Raw genomic sequence first — 22198 nt, forward strand, 5'->3', positions numbered from 1 at the left:
GTTCACTGCTTTGGCTGATTTTGCTGGTGTTGAGGAACGCTGAAGTGGCCGGTTACCCGTCCGCCGCTCGAGTTGACCCCGGGAGGGCCGCCGTCAACGACGGCGCGGCCCGAGTCGAGGTCGATCACGAGACGCGAGCCATTCACCTGGTTGTTCTCGCGGTTGAGCTGAACGTTCCCGATGAGAGTGATGAGCTTGCGATCAAGGTCATAGATACCGAAGTCACCGCGCGCCGTTTCCGATGGGCTTTTGACGACGACGCCGCCCGCGGCGTCGAGGCGGTGGATCTGGACATTGTTGTTGGCGCCGCCGGCGCCTCCCGAATAGGCAACCGTGAGGCGCGGCGTCTCGAGGGTCATCTCGGCCTGGGTTGCATGAACATTGCCCGCGAAGATCGCCCGGTCGGCGCGGTCCTGGACTTCAATGCGGTCCGCAGTGACGTCGACGGGCGCGTTGCTGTTGTGGCCCTTGAGTGCCGATACCGGCTGTACTTGCTTCACCTGCGCCGGCGCGGCGGTGCCGGCGAGCGCTGTCACTGCAAGGATGATGCCAAAGAACCGCACGTGGCTCATCTGACCGCCCCCTGCACGATTTTCAAGCGAGCACCGCCATCGAGCACGACGGTGCGCTCGCCAAGGTCGGCGCGGATCTGGCGTGCCTGGAACTGTCCGAGGCGCATTTCACCGGTCGCCGGACCCTGGCTGGCCAGCTGGCGCTGCTTCATGTCGACCGTCACATCGCTGGTCTGCAGGTGGAATCCGTCGGCACCAGTGACCTTGACCGGTCCGACGATCGCGACCTGCTGCGTGTCGATATTGTACCGGCCTTGGTCGGCAAAGATCTGCAACGGCCCCTGGGCCTGCTTGAGCTGGGCTGACATTCCCGTGATGTCCACCAGCGGGTCGTCGGAGCTGCGCTGAATGGCCCTGTTCGCGATGATCTCGAACAGCTGCCCCTTGTCGTCAGTACCGGTATAGCGCGCCGCCTCGACACGCATGCGCTCGGGAGCGCTCTGCACCTTCTTCTTGTCGAGGATGAAGCTGACGTCCCCTTTCCTGTCGAGCGGGGCAAGGGCGAGGATTGCAACAAGGACGCCGACGGCGGACGGCAGGACGATCTTCGACCAGTGCACGAGCCGATCGTGGGCGCTCCCAGGCTCCGCCCACCGGTGCTTGAAGCGTTCGCGGGCACTCGCCTCAGCCATCGTGAGCAAAAATGTCCTGTTCGGGCCAGCCGGCAAGATCGAGCAGTGCGCGGGTGGGAAGGAAGTCGAAGCACGCCTGCGCAAGCGCCGATCGGTCCTCGCGAGCGAGGCGCTGATCGAGCTTGTCCTTCAGCTGGTGAAGGTAGCGAACATCACTCGCGGCATAATCGCGCTGGGCATCGCTGAGCTCGGGCGCCCCCCAGTCGCTGGTCTGCTGCTGCTTGGAAACGTCGATGTTGAGCAATTCCTTGACGAGGTCCTTCAGGCCGTGGCGGTCAGTGTAAGTCCGGACCAGCCGCGAGGCGGTGCGTGTGCAGTAGAGCGGCGCCGCCATGATTCCGAGATAGGCGCTCATGATACCAATATCGAATCGGGCGAAATGATAGAGTTTCAGGCGCCCGGCGTCGGCGAGGAGCGCCTTGAGGTTGGGGGCCGAATAATCGCTTCCCGCGCCAAACCGGACCAGATGTTCATCCCCTTTGCCGTCGGACAGCTGGACCAGGCACAGGCGGTCGCGGCCGGGGACAAGACCCATGGCTTCGGTATCGACGGCGATGGGGCCCTCTGCGAATCTCACCTCGGCGGGGAGATCTTCCTCGTGCAAGTGAACTGCCATTCTCACTCCTGAAACAAGCGCTGGAAGCGCTTTAGTCCGCCTCACGCCTGCCTTGCCAGCCCCGTCCCAAATTGAGTCACTAGAGCCGCTCCCAATTTTCGAGTAAGGGCATGAACGGTGCGTGAGTGGATTACGCGCCATGACCAGTTGCGCCATTTAGCCCGAGCGCGTTGGTTTCAGGGATAGGCGGGCTCTTTTAAGTTCGGACGGTGCATGGGTTTCGATAGAGGGCGCAAGGGGGACCGCGGCGGGCGCGGTCGTGACAAGCGCGACAGTTTCGGTGGCGAAGATACTTTCGCGGGTGAGTTCGGCGGCGGCGGATTCCAGGAGCGCGGCGGCTACGGCGGCGGCGGCGGCGGTCGCGGCGGCTACGGCGGCGGCGGTGGCGGCGGCGGTTATGGTGACCGCGGCGGCTTCGGCGGCGGTGGCGGCTATGGCGGCGGTGGCGGCGGCGGCGGTTTCCGCGGCGGCGGCGGTGGCGGCGGTTTTCGCGGCGGTGGCGGCGGAGGAATGCCTCCGCAGGTCGTTGGCGAGGGCAAGGGCATCGTCAAATTCTTCAACCCGCAGAAAGGCTTCGGCTTCATCGTGCGCGACGATGGCGGCGAGGACGTCTTCGTTCACATTTCAGCGGTCGAACAGGCCGGCCTGACGGACCTTGCCGACGGGCAGCCGCTTGAATTCACGCTCGTCGATCGCGGCGGCCGGGTGTCGGCTACCAACCTTCGAATCGAAGGTGAGCCAATGGCAGTCGAGCGGAGCGGCGGCGGGGCCGGCGGCGCCGGTGCAGGCGGACCACAGCGCCAGCTGACCGGCGAGAAGGCGAGCGGAACGGTCAAGTTCTTCAACGCCATGAAGGGCTTCGGCTTCATCCAGCGCGACGACGGACAGCCTGACGCCTTCGTGCATATCTCGGCGGTCGAACGTGCGGGGATCCCGACTCTCAACGAGGGCGACCGGCTCGAGTTCGAGCTCGAGGTCGATCGGCGGGGCAAATATGCCGCGGTGAACCTGCAGCCGATCAGCTGAGCTCGCTGAAGTTCAAGGGGGCGGAAGGGCCGGTGGATCGCTCCGCCGGCCCTTTTCCTTTGTCTACATCGCGCTCGCGTAGAAGGCCGCGAGATCGGACTTGAGCTTCTGTGCGGAGTGCGGGTCGATGTACATCATGTGACCTGCCGTATAGTAAGTGTAGCGGATGTTCGCCCGGAGCTGAGGTTCCAGCGCCATGTGGCGGAACTCATATTCCGCGCCGAAGAAGGGCGTCGCCAGGTCGTAGACGCCGTTGACCGACATCACTTTCATTCGCGGATTTTGCCGCATCGCGTCGGCAAGATCCGAGCTTGTGTCGGCCAGCTGCTGCCGGCCATCGGGCGACTTGTGCTGGAAGTTCCAGTTCCCGCCCTGCGTCTCGGCATAGTTGTTCGGACGGTAGGTCAGTGGCGTCCTGTAGCCGAGACTGCCCAGGAGATAATCGTTGAGCGCGCCCACGAAGCCGCCGGTGATGGCACTCCCCTGCGGGTCATAATCGGCAGAATCGCCGACGAGGTCCGCTTCGGTGCCGAGGTAACGCGAATCGATCCGGCCGATGATCTGGTGGCGATCGCGTAGTAACTCCCGCCGGAAACGGCCCGGGTCGACACGCAGGTTCGAACGGATGATGTAGTCCGACGTCAGGCCGGTCAGCTGGGCCATTTGCTGAGCGACCTGCTGCTTCTCTGCCTCGCCGATGAGATTGCCCTTCTGGAGCGCCGACGCATATGGCCCGCTGGCGAACTGACGCGCCTGGTCAAGAAAGACATCGAGCGGCGGCTTTCCGGCAATCTTTCCGTGGTACCATGCGTCCGCGGCATAGGTCGGAAGGAAGTTGATCGCCGCCTGGTCTCCCTGGAAATCGGCGAAATTCAGCACCGTCGACATGAAGGTGACGCCGTTGACCTGCACTCCGGCGTTGAGAAGCGAGTCGACCAGGCCTGCCGCGCGGGTCGTTCCATAGCTTTCGCCGATGATGAATTTGGGGCTGTTCCACCTCTGGTATTTCGTGAGGTAGCGCTGGATCGTCCGCGTGAAGACGTCGATATCCGGATCGACGCCCATCACGTCCTTGTTTTCCGCCTTCCCGAGCAGGCGCGAGAGCCCGGTGGTCGGAGCGTCGATGAAAACCAGGTCGCTGATGTCGAGAAGAGTGTCGGGATTGGCCACGTAACGGAATGGCGGTCCCGCAATCGTTTCGGGAATCGAGGCGTCGACCTTGACGGGGCCGAACGAGCCCATGTGAAGCCACATGGTCGAGGAACCGGGGCCGCCGTTGAACAGGAAAGTCACCGGCCGGGACCGCCCCGGCGAGGGGATCGTGTACGCGACATAGAACATGCTGACGGTCGGCTCCCCCTTCTCGTTGCGAATGGTGAGGTGACCCGGCGTCGCAGTGTAGGCGAGCGTTCGACCATGGAAGGGGATAGAGCGCTGAACGGGCTGCGCGTCTTCCTCCACGCTGGCCTTGACGACGTCCTTGTCCTCCTTGGCCGCATCGGCCTTCATGTCCTTGGGCGGGACGTCGCCGGCGGGGGCCTGGTCGGCGGCAAAGGCCGGCGCGCTCAACAGGAGCGAAATGGCAAGGAGGGACGAACGCATCATTGTCCTTTCATCGGGATGGGATTGCCGCCGACCATGACATAGTCGACGCGCTGCACAGCCGTCGGATCGACCAACGGGTCTCCCTCTACTGCAATCAGATCGGCAGATTTGCCGGGATCAAGCGTTCCGGTTTCTCCCGACAGGTTCATGAGATCGGGACCGCCCTTGGTTGCCGCTATCAACGCATCGCGCGGGCTCATTCCGCCCTTGCTCACCATGAGCTCGACTTCATGATTGGCGAGCGTATGGGGCGCGACTGCGCTGTCGGTACCAAGCGCAATCTTGACCCCGTTGCGGTAGGCAAGATTGAGGCCCTTGCCCCAGACGCTCAGGGTCTGACGCGTCTTGGCTTCGCTCGCAGGCGTCAAGATGCCCTTGCCGAGCGCGTTCGCAACCCCGCTGAAGGCCATGAGGGTTGCCACATAATAGGTGCCGCGGGCCTTCATGTCCTTGACGCCCTGCTCGTCGATGAAAGTGCCATGCTCGATCGAATCGACCCCGGCACGGACCGCTGCATCGATGCCTTTTGCGCCATGGGCATGCGCCGCGACCTTCAGCCCGTTGAAATGGGCCATGTCACAAATGGCCTTCATTTCTTCGTCGGTGAAATGCTGATCCAGTCCCCGCGTGCCCGGGTCGAGGACGCCGCCGGTCGCCATGATCTTGATCCAATCAACGCCGGCCGCCGCGAGCTGGCGGACGACTTTCTGGCACTCCTCTGCTCCCGTGCAGACGGAAGGTGTCAGATGCGCGTCGTTCATTGCCTCGGCAAGTTCGGGCGGAAGGCCGGTCGTCGCGTCTGCGTGGCCGCCGATGATCGACAGCGGCGCGCCCGCAACCTTGATCCGCGGACCGGGGAACCGGCCCTCCGCTACCGCATCGCGAACGGCGATGACCGCGCTCGTCTCTCCGCCAAGATCACGCACCGTGGTGAAGCCGCCGCGCGCCATTTCGAGGGCATGCGTGAGACCCATGGTCGTATCATACGGGTCCGAATATTTCTTGGTGTAGCGAGTGTACCAGGGCTGACCGCTGGTGTCGGTAAGGTGCACGTGGGCGTCGGTCATGCCGGGCATGACGGTCCGGCCGCGCTGGTCGATGACGATTGCGCCAGAAGGCGCGGTGAAGCCGGGTTCGATCCGGCTGATGCGACCGTTTTCAACAATCACCGTCGAATTGCCGCGCTCTTGCTGCGCGGCATCAACGATGAGATGGCCTGCCTGGATCGCGTAGGTTTGGGCGTTTGTGACCGTCGCCATGGCCAGCGCCGCGGCACCGGCCAAGAAAGTCTTGAACATTGAGATCCTCCCCGAGAAGCGAGACGATTAGCGCCTCTCGCGCCGCCTTCAAGTTACCAGTGACAGCAGGGCCTCGATCGTGTCCGCCTCGCGTGCGGGCTTGTCGGTGCGAATGCGGCTGATCCGCGGAAAGCGCATTGCAAGACCCGACTTGTGCCTCGTGCTCCTGTGGATCGAGTCGAACGCAACTTCGAGGACCAGATCCTTCGCGACCTCGCGGACGGGTCCGAAACGCTGCACGGTGTGACTTCGGATCCAGCGGTCGAGCCATTTCAGCTCCTCGTCGGTGAAGCCGAAATAGGCCTTTCCTACCGGGAGAAGTTCGCCGGACGCGGTCCAGCAACCGAAGGTATAGTCGCTATAATAGCTCGAGCGCTTCCCCGAACCCCGCTGCGCGTACATCAGCACGCAGTCCGCGATGAGCGGGTCACGTTTCCACTTGAACCAGAGGCCCGTCCGGCGTCCGGCGACATAGGCGCTGTCGCGCCGTTTCAGCATGATCCCTTCAATCGCCACGTCGCGCGCATTGAGGCGAAGATTCTCAAGCTCCTCGAAACGCTGAGCATCGATCAGCTGCGACAGGTCGAATCGCTCCGGATCAAGCGCGGCCGCGAACGATTCCAGCCGTCTTCGGCGCTCCTGCCAAGCCAGATCGCGAAGGTCCTCGTCGCCTTCAAACAGAATGTCGTAAAGGCGCACGAATGCCGGATAGGCATTGAGCGTCTTTGCACTGACCTTCTTGCGGCCGAGCCGCTGCTGCAGTGCATTGAAGCTCGCCGCGGCGCCGCCGTGAACGTCGGGAACGCCCTGCTCTGCGCCTCGCACGAGGAGCTCGCCGTCAAGCACGGCCTTCGTCCGGAACGCATCCGCGATCTCGGGGAAGCTGCGCGAGATGTCGTCACCCGTTCGGCTGTAGAGGCGTGTCTCGCCGCCGGCGTGGACCAGCTGGATCCTGATCCCGTCCCACTTCCATTCGGCCGCGTAATCATCGAGCGAGACCCGGGTGGCCTCGAGCGCATTGGCGAGCATGAACGGCCTGAATACCGGGACATCGCGCACTGAGGGCCGGTCGGCGCGTCCCTCGGCCCAATCGAACAATGCCGTGAACGGCGGTCTCAGCGTGTGCCACACTTCCTCGACGGCCCCGATCTCAAGACCAAAGGCATCGGCAAGTGCCTGTTTTGCCAGGCGCGCATTGATCCCGACCCGCAGTTCGCCAAGAGCAAGCTTCAAGATCGCGTAGCGACCCGGCGCATCGAGATGGTCGAGCATTCCGGCAAGCACCTGCGGGGCGTCCATTCTCGAGGCGGAACGCAGTCGCTGGACTGCCTCCCCGATCCGGATTGTCGCGTCGTCGATTTGCTGAGGCTCGCCCGTGCGCTTGGGCCAGAGGAGCGAGACGGTCTCGGCCGTGTCACCGACGTAGTCGCGGCTCATGTAGAAGAGCACAGGATCGATCCGCTCCTCGACGAGGCCGCGGATTGCCGCAGGCTTCACGTGGGGGATATCGAGCGTGCCCGTCAGTGCTGCGAGCCCATATCCCCGGTCCGGGTCAGGGGTTTCCTTGAGGTAATCGCCGATCAGCCTGAGCTTGGTATTGCGCGAGCGCGTGTAGACGAGATCGTCGAGCAGCTGCGAAAAGGCGCGCATTGCGCCTCTTAATGCACGAACGTCGTTAGAGTGTCAGTGCAACCGGACAGCGAGCGCTGCAAGGATCGTCGAAAAGTCGGTCTCGCGTTCGCTGTCGATCGCGACATCAACATGTTCAAGACAGGTCTGCACGGCGACCCGGTGGCCAGGCAACAGGGCGAGCTGCGCCGAGCAGCGCGCTAATCCCTCAAGAGTCGCAAGACCGTTGAGAGCCGCGAGGTGTCGAATGGCGTCCATCCGGGCATAGAGGTCGAGCGGTGAGAGGCGAGGGCCCGCTTCGCGGATTTCGGCCACGCGAAGGCCGATCTCGTTTCTCACCCTGGCGAGCGGATCGGCGGCCATTCAACGTTCCTCCTGTTGAACGCAGATTCGCCCAGATTGGTTAAGCGGCCGTTACAGTGCTGCATCGGTTGACATTTTGAGGGTGCTGCGTCATTGGCGCGACACACGAGCGGCGACACGCCGCTCTTCTTTTTTCAACCATTTGGGACTGTCCGATGGCCAAGCCGGCAACCGTCAAGATCAAGCTCGTCAGCAGCGCCGACACGGGCTTTTTCTACGTGACGAAAAAGAATCCGCGCACCCAGACCGAGAAGCTGAGCTTCAAGAAGTATGATCCGGTCGCGCGCAAGCACGTCGACTTCAAGGAAGCGAAGATCAAGTAAGCTGGAAGTGGCGCGAAATCGCGCCCGCTTCGGTCCACGACCTTTAAGCTACACTTCCTCTCCGCCGGGCTCACCGCCTCCCGGCGCATCATTGGTTTCGTTTGCCCAACTTGCCTGCGATTCGCCCGTAGGATCACTGTCGCCGCCGTTCTTGAGCAACTCGTCGACAGTCTGAGCGAACTTAACGACGGAAATCGGTTTCGACACGTAGGCCTGCGCGCCCGCTGCCCTGATTCGTTCCTCGTCGCCACGCGCGGAATAAGCCGTGACAGCCATGATCGGGACCGAGGCCAGCTGTTCGTCCTTGCGTATCATGCGGATGAGATCGAGTCCGCTGACGTGCGGGAGCTGGATATCGGTGATCACAAGGTCCGGGCGGAACTCACGGGCCGCATCCAGTGCGTTTCGGCTATCGGTTACGGCCTCCGGCTTGTGGCCATGCGCAGCAAGCAGGTCACAGAACAACTTGATGTTGAGGGCATTGTCCTCGACGATCAGGATCTTGGCCAAAATATTCCCTCTAAACCGCTATCGACTGTCTTAGGCCTTGGCACATTCTATCGACAATGACCCCATCGCGCTTGCCCTAGCCGCTTTAGCGGCAACGCTTGGTTGTGACAGGCGGGCGCAGCGGTTCGTCGATTTGACCGGAATTGGGACGGATGAGCTGAAACGCAGAGCGGCGGATCCGCTGCTGCTCGCTGCGCTCCTGCGGTTCCTCGAGGCCCATGAGCCCGATCTTGTCGCCGTTGCTGGAGAGCTTGGCGCTGACCCGCTCGACCTCGTAGAGGCGCGGCGCAAGCTTGAAGAAGGAAGTCGATGAAGACGATCTTGATCACGGGCGCGACGGCGGGATTTGGGGAAGCGGCCGCGCGCAAGTTCGTTGCCGGCGGATGGCGGGTGGTTGGAACCGGTCGGCGCGGCGACCGGCTGAAGGTTCTTCAGCAAGCGCTCGGCGCATCATTCCTCCCGCTCGAAATCGACATGCGCGACCGCGAGGCGCTCGAAAGCCTCGCGCGCCTTGAGGCGCCATGGGGCGAGATCGACCTCTTGCTCAACAACGCGGGGCTTGCCCCGGGGACGGACCCCTTGCCGGACACCGAGTGGCAGCGCATCGAGCAAGTGATCGATACGAACGTGACGGGCCTTGTTGCGCTGACGCGCGCCCTGCTTCCCAAGCTCGTCGAGCGCAGGGGGCAAATCATCAATCTTTCTTCGGTTGCTGCGACCTATCCCTACAAGGGTGGGGCGGTCTACGCAGGTACAAAGGCGTTCGTCCGCCAATTCTCGCTTGATCTTCGATCCGATCTTGCAGGGACCGGGGTGCGCGTGACTTCGGTCGAGCCGGGCATGGCAGAGACGGAGTTCACGATCGTCCGGACGGGAGGCGACAAGGAAGCTTCCGACAAGCTGTACGCCGGAATGAACCCCATGACTTCGGAGGATCTCGCTGATCTGTTCTGGTGGCTTGCGACCCTCCCTTCGCACCTCAACATCAACACCATCGAACTGATGCCGGTCAGCCAGAGCTTTGCCGGCTTCTCGGTGGCGAGAGAGGCTTGATTCGGCCGGTGCGGGGTGCTTGGGGCGCAGCATGAGCATCGAGAATCGCCTGAGCGAACTGGGCATCACGCTTCCGCAAGCTGCTGCGCCAGTCGCGTCCTATGTCCCGTCGGTCGAAGCCGGCGGACTTCTCCACATTTCCGGCCAGATCAGCTTCGCTGAGGACGGCAGTCTCATCAAGGGACGGCTCGGTGAGGATATGGAGCTCGAGGACGGGCAGCAGGCGGCCCGACGGTGCGGGATCATGCTTCTTGCACAGGTCAGGGCGGCCCTTGGTTCGCTCGACCGAGTCCAGCGCATCGTGAAGCTTGGCGTGTTCGTGAACAGCGCCCCCTCATTCACCGACCAACCCAAAGTCGCCAACGGCGCATCCGAACTCATGCAGGAGGTATTCGGCGAGGCCGGCCGCCATGCCCGCAGTGCCGTTGGAGTGGCAGTTCTTCCGCTCGGCGTCGCGGTCGAGGTCGATGCCATCGTGGCGGTGAAGGCCTAGTTCATTTTCGAGGGCTTACCCACCTAGGCGGGATGGCCGACCGAGAATCCGAAATCATCGCGAAGATCGCCGGCGGCGTTTCCGGACTGAACGCGCGGGCGTGGGACCGCCTTGCCGGCGGCGATCCGTTCGTCAGCCATGCCTTCCTGTCCTCGCTCGAGAATTCGGGCAGCGTTGGAGCAGGGACCGGCTGGACGCCTGCTCCGATCCTGGTCGAAGACGATGCCGGGCACCTGACGGCGGCTGCGCCGGCCTATCTCAAGACGCACAGCCAGGGCGAATATGTCTTCGATCACGGCTGGGCGGATGCGTGGGAGCGGGCGGGCGGCCAATATTACCCCAAGCTCCAGGTATCGGTGCCATTCACTCCCGTTCCTGGGCCCCGCCTGCTGGGAACGAGGCCGCAGCACCTGCTGACGGCGCTCGAAACCGTTACCATCCAGAACGAAATGTCCTCGGCGCACGTCACGTTCATCGACGAGACGGGGGCCGCGGAATGCGAGCGTCGTGGCTGGCTGATCCGCGAGGGCGTTCAATATCACTGGTTTAATCGCGGCTATTCGAGCTTCGATGATTTCCTCGCGACGCTGAGGCATTCCAAGCGCAAGTCGATCCGCAAGGAGCGCCGGGCCGCAACAGAGGGTCTCGAGATTAGGATTGTCCGCGGAAGCGAGATCACCACCGGCGACTGGGACGCGATGTGGGCCTTCTACCAGGACACGGGGTCAAGGAAGTGGGGCCGCCCTTATCTTACGCGCCAGTTTTTCGAGCTCATCGGTGAACGCCTGGGGGACGCGGTCCTGCTGTTCCTTGCCTTCCGCGGTTCGCGGCCGGTTGCAGGCGCGCTCAACTTCGTTGGCGAGGATAGCCTCTACGGTCGCTACTGGGGTTGCACTGAGGAGGTCCCCTTCCTGCATTTCGAGCTTTGCTATTATCAGGCGGTCGACTGGGCGATCGAGCATCGCCTGTCATCGGTGCAGGCGGGCGCTCAGGGCGAACACAAGGTTGCTCGCGGCTATGAGCCGGTCATCACCAGGAGCGCTCACTTCGTTCCGAACCGCAGCTTCCGCAGCGCCATCGCCGAGTTCCTGGGTGCGGAGCGGGAATCCGTCGCAGCCGAAGTGGAATGGCTGCGCCGCGAGTTGCCCTACCGCGAGGCGTCGTCCGCATAGATTGCGACCGACTGGCCGTGCTCGTCGGCGATTCCCCGATACATGGCCGGAGTGGTGAATCCGCAGGCGGCCTCGCCGCCGGGACTGACGGCGATCAGCCCGCCCTTTCCGCCCAGGGCCTGGATGTCCGCAAGCACGGCGTCCAGCGCGTCCTGAAGGGACTGGCCGCCGATGCGGACGCGTTCTGCCAACTGGTGCGCAGCAACGGCGCGGATGAAATATTCGCCGGATCCGGTCGCCGACACGGCCGCGCACCGGTCGTCGGCGTAAGTACCGGCGCCAATCAGCGGCGAATCGCCAACGCGTCCCCAGCGTTTGGCGGTAATTCCCCCGGTCGAGGTCGCCGCAGCAACATTGCCATGAACGTCGACTGCAACCGCGCCGATGGTCCCATATTTGATCGGGTCGGCGCCGCTCCCGGCGGCGAGAGCTTCTTCCAGCTGCCGGCGCCGTTCGGGCAGAACGAAAAACTCGTTGCTTACCTGTTCAAGCCCCGTTGCCGCGGCGAATCGATCTGCGGCCGTACCGACGAGGAAGACGTGCGGACCCTGCTCCATCAAGCGGCGTGCGAGGCTGATCGGCGCACGGGTGGTCTTTAGCGCGGCAACGGCGCCCGCGCTTCGGTCGCGTCCGTCCATGATGGCGGCATCAAGCTCGACCTCGCCCTGCTGGGTAAGCACGCTGCCGCGGCCGGCATTGAAGCATTTATTTTCCTCCAGGACGCGTGCTGCGGCCTCGACAGCGTCGACCGCCGACCCGCCGTCTTCAAGAAACGAGCGGCCCGCTTCGAGTGCCTCGCTCAGTCCCGCGAGTGCCTGCGCTTCATGTTGGGGATCATGGTGCGCGATTCGTTCTGAACCGGCACCGCCGTGCACCATCAGGCGCCAACCTTTTCCGATCATGACCGGGGCCTTAGCCACGAGCTTCAGCGCGCGCCAGTTGACCCTTTCTCAACGGCATATTATTATGATATCAAATTTCCAAGGAGGCAGGAGTGGCAAACGACAAAGTCATTGCGCTGACGGCAACGAGCGAGCGGCCTGCGACGACCTTCAGCGGATATGTAATGCTGGTGATCCTGCTGGCCGCGATCCTCGCCGATATCTTCGGTATCCAGCGGCTCGGGACGGATAGCGGGACCGGAGCCGCGCTCGTGATCGTTATTGCGGCGACCCTCGTCTTCATCCTCGTCATGCCCGGGTTCTACATGCTGCAGCCCAACCAGGCGGCGGCGATTACGCTGTTCGGCGAATATCGAGGCAGTGACCGGTCGACGGGCCTTCGCTGGACCTGGCCGTGGATGGCCAAGAAGAAGCTCTCGGTCCGCGCCAACAACTTCATTTCAGACAAGCTCAAGGTCAACGACCTTCGCGGCAATCCGGTCGAGATCGCAGCCCAGATCGTCTATCGTGTGGTGGATACGGCGCAGGCCCTGTTCGACGTGGACGACTACAAGCAGTTCGTCCGAGTCCAGGTAGAAGCGGCCATCCGGACCATCGGGTCGCGCTATCCTTATGATGATTTCACGCACCAGGAAGTCACTCTTCGCGGCAACCACGACGAGGTCGGGATCGAGCTTCGTAAGGAATTGATCGCCCGCCTCGCCGTCGCGGGAATCACGGTCGACGAATGCGGCTTCACGCACCTTGCCTATGCGCAGGAGATCGCCGGAGCGATGCTGCGGCGTCAGCAGGCGCAGGCGGTCGTCGCCGCGCGAAAGACCCTCGTGGAGGGAGCCGTCGGTATGGTCGAAATGGCGCTCGACGCCTTGTCGGAGAAAAATGTCGTCGTGCTGGACGACGAAAGGCGCGCGGCGATGGTGTCTAATCTGATGGTCGTCCTGTGCGGCGAACGTGATACCCAGCCCGTCGTCAACACCGGCACCTTGTATCAATAGGCCATGGCCGACCGTGTCGAGCGCAAGGCCTATCCGCTGCGGGTCGACCAAGGATTGTGGGCGGCTGTCGAGCGCTGCGCAGCGGCGGAGCTGAGGAGCGTCAACGCGCAGGTTGAATGCCTGCTGAGGGAGGCCCTTGCCGCGCGGGGCGTGAAACTGAGAGCACCGGCGGCCCGCAAGCGAGGTCGCCCGCCCAAGGAGAAGTCAGATGAGTGACGGCCCCGAATGGTTCGCGCCGAAGCGCTTCGGATACGGTGCGGGGCTGCCGATCAGCTGGCAAGGGTGGGCGACGACCGCGGCATTCGTTGTCGTGATCGTGTTTCTTGGGCTTCTGTTCCGCGGCGAGCCCGTCAAGCTCATCGCAGTGCTCGCTCCTTTTCTCATCGCTTTCCTCGTGATCTGTGCGCGCACGACCAGGGGCGGCTGGCGCTGGAGGTAGGGAAACGAGGACTAGCCGACCGAAAGATCGCGCTGCTGGTTGACCAGTCTCCACTCATCGAGGTCGGACAGCATGATGCGCGCGGCCTGTTCAGCAAGGTCGGCTGCGCGCGACAGGGTAACGTCCTTGCGCAGCTCGCTATCGATCTGTCGAAGTGTGTTGGCCGTCGCCATCGATCGCAAGGCGTCGCCGCCGAAGTCGGCCTGGAAGCGAATTCCGAAAACCGCCGTGCCGAGCGCAGGAAAACCAGCGGAAATGAGCGTGAACCAATTTCCATATCGACTGACGAAATCGGCGCCGATCCCGAGCCCCACCGCGGTCGCGATCGAGACAATCAGCGTTGTCGCGAACAGGACCATTCCGGTCTGCTCGAGACGGTGATCAAGCAGCTCGATCTGTTTCGCATTTCGCTCGTGATAGCCGACCTGCGGCTCGACCTCGTGATCGGCAATCGCTGTTGCTAGGCGCGCAGCGCAAGGCTGGTCGATGTCTCCCGAGGGGCAGCCAATCGCCCGCCACATGCCGCTCGCATACCAGTCGATCCACCGCTTCGGTATCGGGTTGGTTTCCGTGCCGGGCGGGTCGGGCGCGGCGATGCCCAGGAGCTTCAGACTTCGCATTGGTCGCAGACGCTCCGCGAGCTGGCGATAGTCGAGCCAGCGACGATGCCATTGCTGGTGCGCACCGATTGCCGCGTTGAGTATGATCGCCATCGTGATCAAGACCTCGAGACTGGCCTCCTCGAACTTCAGGTGCGGCGTTATGAAGGCCGAAAGGCCAAGACAGACAGCAAACCCTCCAAGCACGAAGTTGAAGATATGCCCGCTTCGGTAGGTCTGCGCGAAGTGCGTCGCGAGCCGGTCCGCCCAGCTGTAGGATTCCTCGAGCAGGTCGATCTCGGCTGAAATATGATGCGCCTCGGCGCAGCCGGCGCGGTACCGGCGCCACTCGTCGCGGATCTGCGCCTCCGCGTGACGCGTCGTGAGGTCACGAGCGCGAAAGGGCCGCACGCCGGTTGCGGTGAGCAGCAATGAATATTCGATCCGCGCGCGTATCCGCCGCAACCGTTCGTGAAGGAAGCGCCTCAGAAAATGCTGCTCCTGCGCATCCGGGGGCGGCATCAGAAGCCCGCGAAGGAGCGCGTCCACGTCTGTTCGCTCAAGCGGCCGGGCCACTCCTGGATCGTCGGCAACCGTCAGTACGGTGGGGTCAAACGCGCTCCATAGGATGCGCGTGTCGCCGCCGGGCGCCAGCGGCACATGGATAATCGCAGTGCCGCGGGTGAGCGCAAGCTGGACGACCTCGCCGGTACCGCCCCGGCCGCGCGGTGGAAGCCCGTCCCACACGGCAATAAGGATGTCGCAATGCGCGACGGTGGCGCGGCCGGTCATCACATATGCGTCGAGCCCGTGAGTTGGATTGCCGGGAAGTTCGAGGAGGCACGCGGCTCGCCCAACCAGCGTATCGAAGCGGCCCCTGGCGTCCGCAGTCGCCAGGCTGTCGCGATAAGCCTGCCGCTCAAAGGGCAGAATCGCCTCGAGCTCCCACCCGAGCTCTAGGGCCACTTCTGCTGCAATCTGGTCGGCGCCGTCAGCGATGGGAGAGACGAAGCGCAGCCGCGGTTCATACTGGGCGAAACTGCCCCGTTCGGCCTCGAGCAGCGCGCAGCCCGCCTCCTTGATCTGCATCAGTACATCGCGGATTCGCCCGCGCAGCAGGGGAATGCTGCCCTCGGGCAGCATATCGACACGGTGACCAGTAACTCCAACAGCAAGAACGAATGGGACAGGCGGTGGTCCATTCGGCGGGGCGCCAGGCATCTCGTCGCAGCCCACCGAATAGAGTGCTTCCTTGTTCAAGCGCGATCCACAAGCAATGTCACGGGAGCATCAGTCCGTCCTCAGCACAAAGGCTGCACCCCCCCGCCGCCATTGTCCACAATGGGATCGTAGGCCGGCAAGCCGTTCCCTGCAGGATCCACGAAATTGAGCTGGTAACGAAGGACCCTCTTGCTGCCGTAGTTCCAGTTGGTCACCACCAGGGTGTTCCCTGTGCAGCTGTCCGGCTTGAACTGCTTTGATCCCTTTCGCGTGGGCGAGGGATCGTTCTCGCTCTCCTTGACGTAAATAGGATTGGCCGCGTTGAACTGGACTTGCAGGCTTGGCTTCGTATTGTCCTGGAGCGTGAAGGTGATCTTGTAGCCAACACCGGCCGGGCATTTGACCCGCCCGTTGTCGTCATATTGCGGGTCAATGATCTTCTGCGACCAGATTATCCCGCCCAACCCGTCACTGTCGGCGATGACCACGATGTCGAACGGGACAAGCGTGGGGACGGCCGATTTCCACTTGGTCTTGTGCTTCGCCATTTTTTCGGTCCTTCCTCAGTTCTTTCAAAACACCGGATTTGCGTAGCCGATCGAGGCGAGACGCCTGGTGAGGGCAGCCGAGCTGCGTCCGAGCCGGTCGAGGAGAACGGCATGCTCTTTCGTTTCCGAAGGCCGTTCGGCCGCATTTCCTGGAAGAGCGGCCAGGCCCGAACTCCAGGCGGCGCTTGCACCCGCCGCGTTGCCCGCCTGGCGAAGAGCATCTCCAAGCAGCCGATAAGCGCTCGCGAGCAGATAGCCGTCGCTCACCGAGTCTCCGGTTTTCACGAGCTTGCCGATCGCGATCGCCCGAAGCGCCGAGGAAACAGCTTGGTCATTCTGCTTGCCGGCAAGGGCCACTCTTGCGCGGCCGATCCAGCAATCGCGCGCCGATGCGCGCCACTCCGGCCGCTTCGGATCCTTCACCAGGAGACGATCGACTGCCGCGCAGGCGGCCTCGGTTTGCGTCGCTGCCCCCGACTGATCGGCGGCAGCAAGCATGTACCGCGCAAGATCGAGACGAGCTCTCACCCCATTCAACGTCCACAGTGTATTGTCGCGCTCGACTGACACTAGTTCATCAGAATCGGTCACCGCCTGCTGAAGTTGCTGCATGGCAGCCTGGACCTGGCCGCGCGCGGCGTAGAGGTTTCCAAGGGCGCGTCGTGCGGGGACCAGTTTTTGTCGGTAGCTGACGTCACCGGTGCGTGAGAGGCCGGTATTGAGCAGCGCGACGTCACGCTCGCGAAGCTTGATCGCGGAGTCGAGCTGGCCCGCGGACATCTGAGCATCAGCCAGCCATGCGAGCGTTTCAGCAAGTGACTTCTGATACTCCGCATTGCCGGGGTCTGCGATGGCAAGTGCCTCGATCGTTTGAAGCGCTTGCGCAAACTGGATCGCCGATTCAGAAAACCGCCTCTGGGTCCACAGGACCGTGCCAAGGTCGGCCTCGGCATATTGCACCTCCATCCGGTATCTCATGTTATCCGGCTGGAGGGCGACCATCTTTTGCGCGAGGCGCTTGTATTCACGCATCGCGTCCTCGGCATTGCTGAGCTGCCCCAGGCCAAGAGCAATCTCACCGACATAGAAGACATTCTGCGCCTGATCGTAGATTGCCTGCGCATTGCTTGGATCGCGGCGCATGGCTTCGGTCGTACCGGCCATGGCCTGACGGTAGAGTTTCAGTGCCGTCTGGTTATCGCCGCGGCTTTCTGCAACCTCAGCCATGAGGCTCAGCGCCCTCGAGCGTTGAGACAAGGCCGCGTCATTCAACTGGGAAGCGTCCTGCTTGCTGTAATAAGCCAATACGCGCGATCCCACGCCGTCCAGCGCGTCCAGCTTGCCGATCGGCTCCAGCTTGTCCTTGAGATCGCCCAGCATGAAGGCGACCAGGCCTTCGGCCTCGCGCCGCTGCTCGCGCGCCTCGTTGCGAGCCTCGAAGGCAGCAACGGCGAGCGTACTTGTCATCGCCATTCCCGCCAGTGAACCTGCCGCAAGTATTGCGAGCCGTCGGCTGCGGCGAGTCTGCTCCCGTCGAACCAATTCATCGAGGCCCACCCCGAGCATGCCGGCAACCAGCTTGAGGAAGGCGAGCCGCTTCCCTTCCCCACCTTCACGGAAGTCTGCGGCGAGGGGCTCGGCGCGTTTGGCCGTTCGATGCCCGCGTCGATCATATTTGAAGCGAAGTGCGGGGGGAAAGCACTCCTCTTCCTCACGGCCCCGTACATCGCTGGCAAAAGGCTCTCCGGCTGCGACCGCGGCCAGTACGCAGCCTTCTGGACGGGTTCGCTTGAAGCTTTCGATCTCGTCGTTCGTCCATCGCGACTTCGCAGCCGTTGGCGAACAGAGCACGACGAGGAACTGGGACGCGGCGAGTGCAGCCTTGATTTCGTCGGCGAGCTCGCCGCCTGCGGAAAGGTCATGCTGGTCGCGGAAGATGGGCGTTAGTCGGTGCGGCACCACTCCGTTGGCGGTCAGCTTGCCTGCGAGAGAATGCGGTACCCGGAACCTCTCGAGCTCGCGGTGCAACCAGTTCGCGAGTTCCATGTCCAGATGGCTGTAGCTGAGAAATGCGTAATAGCGCGTCCTCAGCCGCGGAACGCGCCGCGCCCGCGTGTCCGCCTCGGCGTCGCGTTCGAATGCCGGCAATCGGGCAAGCTTGGCCATAGGGCCCCCCGAGCGAGTCCCGTTTAACTCCCGTTAACACAGTCCAGTAAGACTCGCGAATAATCCGTTCGGACTTGGGCCAAGCTTTCCCCTGCAGCGCCGGCTGCCTATATGGGCGTGCTAGAGGTATCCATGTCTTCAATACGTCCCTGGCGCGATATCGAGCGGCGCAAGTCGCGGCAGATCATGGTCGGTTCTGTGCCGGTCGGTGGAGATGCGCCGATCACCGTGCAGACCATGACCAATACCCCGACCGAGGACGCCAAGGCGACGATCGACCAGATCCGCCGCTGCGAGGAGGCGGGCGCCGATATCATTCGTGTCTCGTGCCCGACGCCCGAGGCGACCGGGGCGCTCAAGGAGATCGTGCGCGCGGCGCACGTCCCCATCGTCGCTGACATTCACTTTCACTACAAACGCGCACTCGAAGCCGCTGATGCAGGCGCCGCATGCCTTCGCATCAACCCGGGAAATATCGGATCCGAAGAACGCGTTCGCGAAGTCATTGAAGCCGCCCGGGCGAACGGTTGCGCAATCCGCATCGGCGTCAATGCGGGTAGCCTCGAGAAGGATTTGCTCGAAAAATATGGGGAGCCTTGCCCCGAAGCCCTGGTCGAAAGTGCGCTCGACCATATTCGGATCCTCGAGGACCATGATTTTCGCGACTATAAGGTCGCCGTCAAAGCCTCCGACGTGTTCCTTGCTGTCGCTGCCTATCAGCAATTGGCGAGCGCAGTGGATTGTCCTCTTCACCTTGGCATCACGGAGGCGGGCGGCCTTATTGGGGGAACGGTCAAATCCTCGATCGGGATCGGGTCTCTGCTGTGGGCGGGAATCGGCGACACGATCCGTGTCTCGCTCTCGGCCGAGCCCGAGGAAGAGGTCCGCGTCGGTTATGAAATCCTGAAGGCGCTTGGAATCCGCAATCGCGGCGTGCGCGTGGTCTCGTGCCCGAGCTGCGCTCGGCAGGGCTTCGACGTTATCCGCACCGTGGAAGCGCTCGAAGAGCGGCTGCAGCACATCAAGACGCCGATGTCGCTTAGCGTCCTTGGCTGTGTCGTGAACGGCCCGGGCGAAGCAAGAGAGACTGACATCGGCATAACCGGGGGAGGCAATGGCAAGCACATGGTCTATCTCTCCGGAGTGACCGATCACCATGTGCAGGACGCCCAGATGATCGACCATATCGTGAAGTTGGTCGAAGCGAAGGCCGCGGAAATCGACGCCGCCCAAGTGCAACCGGTGCTCGACGCGGCGGAATAAGCTCAGGGTTCCTTAACCAAATCGGCGCAGCCTCGCGCCGTGATCAAGCTGCTCCTCATCCTGATTCTCGGCGGGGCCCTCGCCAACGGCCTCGCAGCATCGAGAGCCGACCCGCCGCTGCTGATCGATGCCTCTCCCGCCCCTTTCGCTGCGGGCTGAGTTCAACCTGTCTTCAATGCCGGCCGCTTAAGCTCGCGGGATGGACAAGCTGCTCCTGTACGACATCGGCATCGTGATCGGGGTTTCAGTGCGCAATTCCAGATCCGGTTCGGTGCTGCGCTGAGCGACATCGGGCGCTAAGCCCGGCGGCGTGAACCGCGTCGCGCAACATCCGGTCCAGGGTTTCCTCGCAGCGCTCGGCGCCGTCGCCGTGCTTTCGATCATGGACGCGCTAATGAAGCACCTTGTGCTCGCCATCGGCATCGTCGCCGTGAGCATCTGGCGCGCGGCGGTGAACCTTGGTTTCAGCGCGTTTCTCTATTTGCCGGGGCGACGCGGGCTGCCGGATCGCCGGACGCTTCGTGTCCATGTCGCCCGAAGCATCGTCGTTACGATCATGGCGGCCCTGTTTTTCTGGGGCATCGGCCGCGTGCCGCTTGCGCAGGCGATAGCCTTGACGTTCATCGCCCCGCTCATTGCAATGCTGCTTGCCGCAGCAACACTGGATGAAAAGATCGGTCGCAGTTCTCTGATCGGGTCGGTCGGAGCCTTCGCCGGCGTTGTCGTCATCGTCGTCGGCCAGGCCCAGGCCCAGCTCGCAAGTGACGCCATGCTGGGAATTGCTGCAATCATCGGTTCTGCGCTCTGCTATGCAGTGAACATCGTCCTCATGCGTCACCAGGCGCTTGCAGCAAGGCCGCTCGAGATCAACTTCTTCCAGTGCCTGACCATCATGGTGCTGTGGCTGCTCGTCATTCCCATTGCAGGAATGCCGGCCTCGCCCGGGGGACAATGGTTATGGGTCATCGTCGCGGCCATGCTTTCGACCTCCGGGACATTGTTGTTCGCCTGGGGCTATGCCCGGGGACCAGCGAGCTACCTTGCAGCCACGGAATATAGCGGTTTCCTGTGGGCCTCGGTGATGGGCTGGCTGGTTTTTCGGGAGCGGGTATCCCTCTACACGCTGGCGGGGGCGGGACTGATCGTCGGCGGATGCCTGATCGCTGCGCGCGGCAAGCCCGCCGTCCCGCCCGAGATCGATGTGGCTGCTTAGCCGCCGCTTCCGAGCACGTTGATCGTGAAGGCAATGACACCAATGTTGAACGCGAACGCGGCAAGGCAGTGGATCGTCACGATCTTGCGCATGTGCGATTCGGTGACGACCACGTCGGAAGTCGCGAAGGCCATTCCGCAGGTGAAGGAGAAATAGACGAAATCCCAATAGACGGGGTGCGTCGTGCGCGGAAACTCCAGGCCGACGCAGCCGACATCCGGGTGCATGTAGACAAGATGCGCATAATGAAATGCGTAGACCGTGTTCGCAAAGAGCCAGGCGAGCGCGAGCGTGATGATGATAAGGCCCTTGGTGACGGGCTGCGGATTGTGACCCACGGCCTCGGCGCTGATGGCCGTCAGCATGGTTCCAAGAATGATGGCGGTGAGCACCAGTAGCAGTACCCGATTGGCATCGTTGGCCCGTGCATGGTCCCGGATGACGCGCGCTTCGCGCGTGCCAAGGAGGGGCATGCACGAAATCAGGAACAGGACGGCGGCGACGTCGAAGGACGCCATCGCTGCAAGTGCCCAGTGACCCAGGAAACTGGCTGCGACGGGATAGCCGACGACCAGGAAAGCAAGGAAGGCGAGGAAGCGCGCCGGTGCGATCCTGTTGCCGATGGTGAGCGGCCTCGTCATGGGAAGGAGCGTAACGAAACCAAAGCGTCCGTCCAGTGAAAGGAATGTCATGCCCTGGCTGTTCTTGATCGTCGGCGGACTGTTCGAAGTGGGGTTCACGACGTCGCTGCGGTTCGTCGAGGGCTTCCGGAACGTCCCCTGGACACTCGCCTTCCTGGGGTCGGTGACGATCAGCATGGGCCTTCTGGAATTGGCGTCCCGGTCGATAGCAATGGGCACCGCATATGCAGTCTGGGGAGGCATTGGAGCGGTCGGCACCGTGCTTGTGGGCATTCTCTGGTTCCAGGAGCCCGCAAGCACGGTTCGCCTGCTCCTGATCCTTGCAATCGTGGCCGCAATCGCGGCCTTAAGGTTGATCGACTGACGCGCTCTCTGCCGGGTAGACGATGCCGCCATCCTCGATCCTTGCAGCAGGTGTCAGACGGGCAGGCTCGACCCGGTTCGTTCCCATCAGGTGAAGCACCGTCCGGCCTCGCGCCAGAAGATAGTCCGCGATGATCCGGCGATGACAGCGCCACCAGACTGCTTCGGAACACATGATCGCGCAGCGCAGTGACCCGGCGACGTCGATCAGACGGATGAGTCCCTCGGCGAACTCCTTCGACAGCGCATAGTCCGCATAATTGTGAAAGCTCCGGTTTTCCCAGAATCCATTGACGGCGGGCATCACCTCGCGCGAGCGGCCCCGGAGGCCGCCGAGTTGAGCGATGCGGCAATATCCGATTTGATACCCGGCGAGCTCCGCCTGGAGTGAATCTCCGTTAAATTGAGGGTTGTGCCTCGAGCGCGGGACCGTCCTCACGTCGACGACCAGTTCGACCGGGCCTGTCCGGAGCAGGTCGACGAACTCGGGAATGGTCCTCGTCGAATGACCAACCGTGAAGATGGGCGGCTGACGCATTGCCCGTTCAACGCGTGA

Annotated in this window: 25 protein-coding genes and 1 pseudogene; 12 read left to right on the top strand and 14 right to left on the bottom strand. The window is 63.0% G+C overall.

The features are described from left to right. Nucleotides 1–2 precede the first annotated feature (2 nt). From V8192_RS02540 to V8192_RS02550, 3 genes are read right to left on the bottom strand one after another with little or no spacing between them, the layout of a single operon-like run. The gene (locus tag V8192_RS02540; RefSeq protein ID WP_341631486.1) at nucleotides 3–572 is read right to left on the bottom strand and encodes an LptA/OstA family protein; all 570 of its coding nucleotides are present in this window, start codon (nucleotides 570–572) and stop codon (nucleotides 3–5) included. Then, nucleotides 569–1204, bottom strand: coding sequence for an LPS export ABC transporter periplasmic protein LptC (lptC, locus tag V8192_RS02545; RefSeq protein WP_341631487.1), 636 nt, complete (start codon nucleotides 1202–1204; stop codon nucleotides 569–571). Before lptC ends, V8192_RS02540 begins: the two co-directional genes overlap by 4 nt. Next, the gene (locus V8192_RS02550) at nucleotides 1197–1820 is read right to left on the bottom strand and encodes a ribonuclease D (protein ID WP_341631488.1); all 624 of its coding nucleotides are present in this window, start codon (nucleotides 1818–1820) and stop codon (nucleotides 1197–1199) included. Before V8192_RS02550 ends, lptC begins: the two co-directional genes overlap by 8 nt. 213 nt (nucleotides 1821–2033) lie before the next feature. On the opposite strand from V8192_RS02550, the gene V8192_RS02555 reads away from it, so the two are divergent. Beyond that, the gene (locus tag V8192_RS02555; protein ID WP_341631489.1) at nucleotides 2034–2846 is read left to right on the top strand and encodes a cold-shock protein; all 813 of its coding nucleotides are present in this window, start codon (nucleotides 2034–2036) and stop codon (nucleotides 2844–2846) included. 63 nt (nucleotides 2847–2909) lie between these two features. On the opposite strand, the gene V8192_RS02560 is transcribed toward V8192_RS02555, so the two are convergent. The 4 genes from V8192_RS02560 to V8192_RS02575 are packed head-to-tail and all read right to left on the bottom strand — an operon-like array spanning nucleotide 2910 to nucleotide 7741. Next, nucleotides 2910–4451 carry a S10 family peptidase gene (locus V8192_RS02560; protein WP_341631490.1) on the bottom strand — a complete coding sequence of 514 codons (1542 nt, stop codon included), beginning with the start codon at nucleotides 4449–4451 and terminating at the stop codon, nucleotides 2910–2912. Next, nucleotides 4448–5749, bottom strand: coding sequence for a metal-dependent hydrolase family protein (locus V8192_RS02565; protein WP_341631491.1), 1302 nt, complete (start codon nucleotides 5747–5749; stop codon nucleotides 4448–4450). Before V8192_RS02565 ends, V8192_RS02560 begins: the two co-directional genes overlap by 4 nt. A gap of 48 nt (nucleotides 5750–5797) precedes the next feature. Then, complete coding sequence (locus tag V8192_RS02570) at nucleotides 5798–7399, bottom strand: cisplatin damage response ATP-dependent DNA ligase (RefSeq protein WP_341631492.1); 1602 nt, start codon at nucleotides 7397–7399, stop codon at nucleotides 5798–5800. A 33-nt stretch (nucleotides 7400–7432) separates the two neighbouring features. Continuing rightward, complete coding sequence (locus tag V8192_RS02575; RefSeq protein ID WP_341631493.1) at nucleotides 7433–7741, bottom strand: hypothetical protein; 309 nt, start codon at nucleotides 7739–7741, stop codon at nucleotides 7433–7435. A 155-nt stretch (nucleotides 7742–7896) separates the two neighbouring features. Between V8192_RS02575 and rpmG the strand changes: the two genes are divergently transcribed. Further along, on the top strand, nucleotides 7897–8064 hold the full coding sequence (gene rpmG / locus V8192_RS02580; RefSeq protein ID WP_294075001.1) for a 50S ribosomal protein L33: 168 nt from the start codon (nucleotides 7897–7899) through the stop codon (nucleotides 8062–8064). A 153-nt stretch (nucleotides 8065–8217) separates the two neighbouring features. Here the strand turns inward: rpmG and V8192_RS02585 are convergent. Continuing rightward, nucleotides 8218–8577: pseudogene (locus V8192_RS02585) on the bottom strand (response regulator); the annotation flags it as partial. Nucleotides 8578–8611: 34 nt separating this feature from the next. On the opposite strand from V8192_RS02585, the gene V8192_RS02590 reads away from it, so the two are divergent. Genes V8192_RS02590 through V8192_RS02605 form a run of 4 tightly spaced genes read left to right on the top strand, consistent with a single transcriptional unit; the run spans nucleotide 8612 to nucleotide 11292 of the window. Then, nucleotides 8612–8887 (top strand): DUF3572 family protein, encoded by a 276-nt coding sequence (locus V8192_RS02590; protein ID WP_341631494.1) that lies wholly within the window; start codon nucleotides 8612–8614, stop codon nucleotides 8885–8887. Beyond that, nucleotides 8884–9627 (top strand): SDR family NAD(P)-dependent oxidoreductase, encoded by a 744-nt coding sequence (locus V8192_RS02595; protein WP_341631495.1) that lies wholly within the window; start codon nucleotides 8884–8886, stop codon nucleotides 9625–9627. Before V8192_RS02590 ends, V8192_RS02595 begins: the two co-directional genes overlap by 4 nt. Before the next feature lie 31 nt (nucleotides 9628–9658). Then, a complete protein-coding gene (locus V8192_RS02600; RefSeq protein ID WP_341631496.1) occupies nucleotides 9659–10120 on the top strand; it encodes a RidA family protein in 462 nt (153 codons plus the stop codon). 32 nt (nucleotides 10121–10152) lie between these two features. Then, on the top strand, nucleotides 10153–11292 hold the full coding sequence (locus V8192_RS02605; RefSeq protein WP_341631497.1) for a GNAT family N-acetyltransferase: 1140 nt from the start codon (nucleotides 10153–10155) through the stop codon (nucleotides 11290–11292). On the opposite strand, the gene V8192_RS02610 is transcribed toward V8192_RS02605, so the two are convergent. Then, nucleotides 11268–12194 carry an isoaspartyl peptidase/L-asparaginase family protein gene (locus tag V8192_RS02610; protein ID WP_341631498.1) on the bottom strand — a complete coding sequence of 309 codons (927 nt, stop codon included), beginning with the start codon at nucleotides 12192–12194 and terminating at the stop codon, nucleotides 11268–11270. The genes V8192_RS02605 and V8192_RS02610 overlap by 25 nt on opposite strands. A 92-nt stretch (nucleotides 12195–12286) precedes the next feature. Between V8192_RS02610 and V8192_RS02615 the strand changes: the two genes are divergently transcribed. From V8192_RS02615 to V8192_RS02625, 3 genes are read left to right on the top strand one after another with little or no spacing between them, the layout of a single operon-like run. Next, the gene (locus V8192_RS02615; RefSeq protein ID WP_373276307.1) at nucleotides 12287–13189 is read left to right on the top strand and encodes an SPFH domain-containing protein; all 903 of its coding nucleotides are present in this window, start codon (nucleotides 12287–12289) and stop codon (nucleotides 13187–13189) included. A gap of 3 nt (nucleotides 13190–13192) precedes the next feature. Continuing rightward, a complete protein-coding gene (locus V8192_RS02620) occupies nucleotides 13193–13405 on the top strand; it encodes a type II toxin-antitoxin system antitoxin (RefSeq protein WP_341631499.1) in 213 nt (70 codons plus the stop codon). Further along, on the top strand, nucleotides 13398–13628 hold the full coding sequence (locus V8192_RS02625; RefSeq protein WP_341631500.1) for a hypothetical protein: 231 nt from the start codon (nucleotides 13398–13400) through the stop codon (nucleotides 13626–13628). Before V8192_RS02620 ends, V8192_RS02625 begins: the two co-directional genes overlap by 8 nt. 11 nt (nucleotides 13629–13639) lie before the next feature. Here V8192_RS02625 and V8192_RS02630 read toward each other — a convergent pair whose 3' ends face one another. The 3 genes from V8192_RS02630 to V8192_RS02640 are packed head-to-tail and all read right to left on the bottom strand — an operon-like array spanning nucleotide 13640 to nucleotide 18162. Further along, nucleotides 13640–15487 (bottom strand): hypothetical protein, encoded by a 1848-nt coding sequence (locus tag V8192_RS02630; protein ID WP_341631501.1) that lies wholly within the window; start codon nucleotides 15485–15487, stop codon nucleotides 13640–13642. A 41-nt stretch (nucleotides 15488–15528) separates the two neighbouring features. Then, on the bottom strand, nucleotides 15529–15996 hold the full coding sequence (locus tag V8192_RS02635; RefSeq protein ID WP_341631502.1) for a hypothetical protein: 468 nt from the start codon (nucleotides 15994–15996) through the stop codon (nucleotides 15529–15531). A gap of 24 nt (nucleotides 15997–16020) precedes the next feature. Beyond that, on the bottom strand, nucleotides 16021–18162 hold the full coding sequence (locus tag V8192_RS02640) for a TIR domain-containing protein (protein ID WP_341631503.1): 2142 nt from the start codon (nucleotides 18160–18162) through the stop codon (nucleotides 16021–16023). A gap of 132 nt (nucleotides 18163–18294) precedes the next feature. Between V8192_RS02640 and ispG the strand changes: the two genes are divergently transcribed. Continuing rightward, a complete protein-coding gene (gene ispG / locus V8192_RS02645; RefSeq protein WP_341631504.1) occupies nucleotides 18295–19425 on the top strand; it encodes a flavodoxin-dependent (E)-4-hydroxy-3-methylbut-2-enyl-diphosphate synthase in 1131 nt (376 codons plus the stop codon). Nucleotides 19426–19735: 310 nt separating this feature from the next. Further along, nucleotides 19736–20638, top strand: coding sequence for a DMT family transporter (locus tag V8192_RS02650; protein ID WP_341631505.1), 903 nt, complete (start codon nucleotides 19736–19738; stop codon nucleotides 20636–20638). Here V8192_RS02650 and V8192_RS02655 read toward each other — a convergent pair. Next, entirely contained in the window at nucleotides 20635–21279 is a 645-nt protein-coding gene (locus V8192_RS02655) for a DUF1345 domain-containing protein (protein WP_341631506.1), read from the bottom strand. The genes V8192_RS02650 and V8192_RS02655 overlap by 4 nt on opposite strands. Nucleotides 21280–21328: 49 nt before the next feature. Between V8192_RS02655 and V8192_RS02660 the strand changes: the two genes are divergently transcribed. Beyond that, a complete protein-coding gene (locus V8192_RS02660; RefSeq protein ID WP_341631507.1) occupies nucleotides 21329–21643 on the top strand; it encodes a DMT family transporter in 315 nt (104 codons plus the stop codon). Here the strand turns inward: V8192_RS02660 and V8192_RS02665 are convergent. Continuing rightward, the gene (locus V8192_RS02665) at nucleotides 21626–22180 is read right to left on the bottom strand and encodes a DUF488 domain-containing protein (protein ID WP_341631508.1); all 555 of its coding nucleotides are present in this window, start codon (nucleotides 22178–22180) and stop codon (nucleotides 21626–21628) included. The genes V8192_RS02660 and V8192_RS02665 overlap by 18 nt on opposite strands. Nucleotides 22181–22198 lie beyond the last annotated feature (18 nt).

It is taken from the genome of Sphingomonas agri (assembly GCF_038148795.1).
Classification (GTDB): Bacteria; Pseudomonadota; Alphaproteobacteria; order Sphingomonadales; family Sphingomonadaceae; genus Sphingomicrobium; species Sphingomicrobium agri.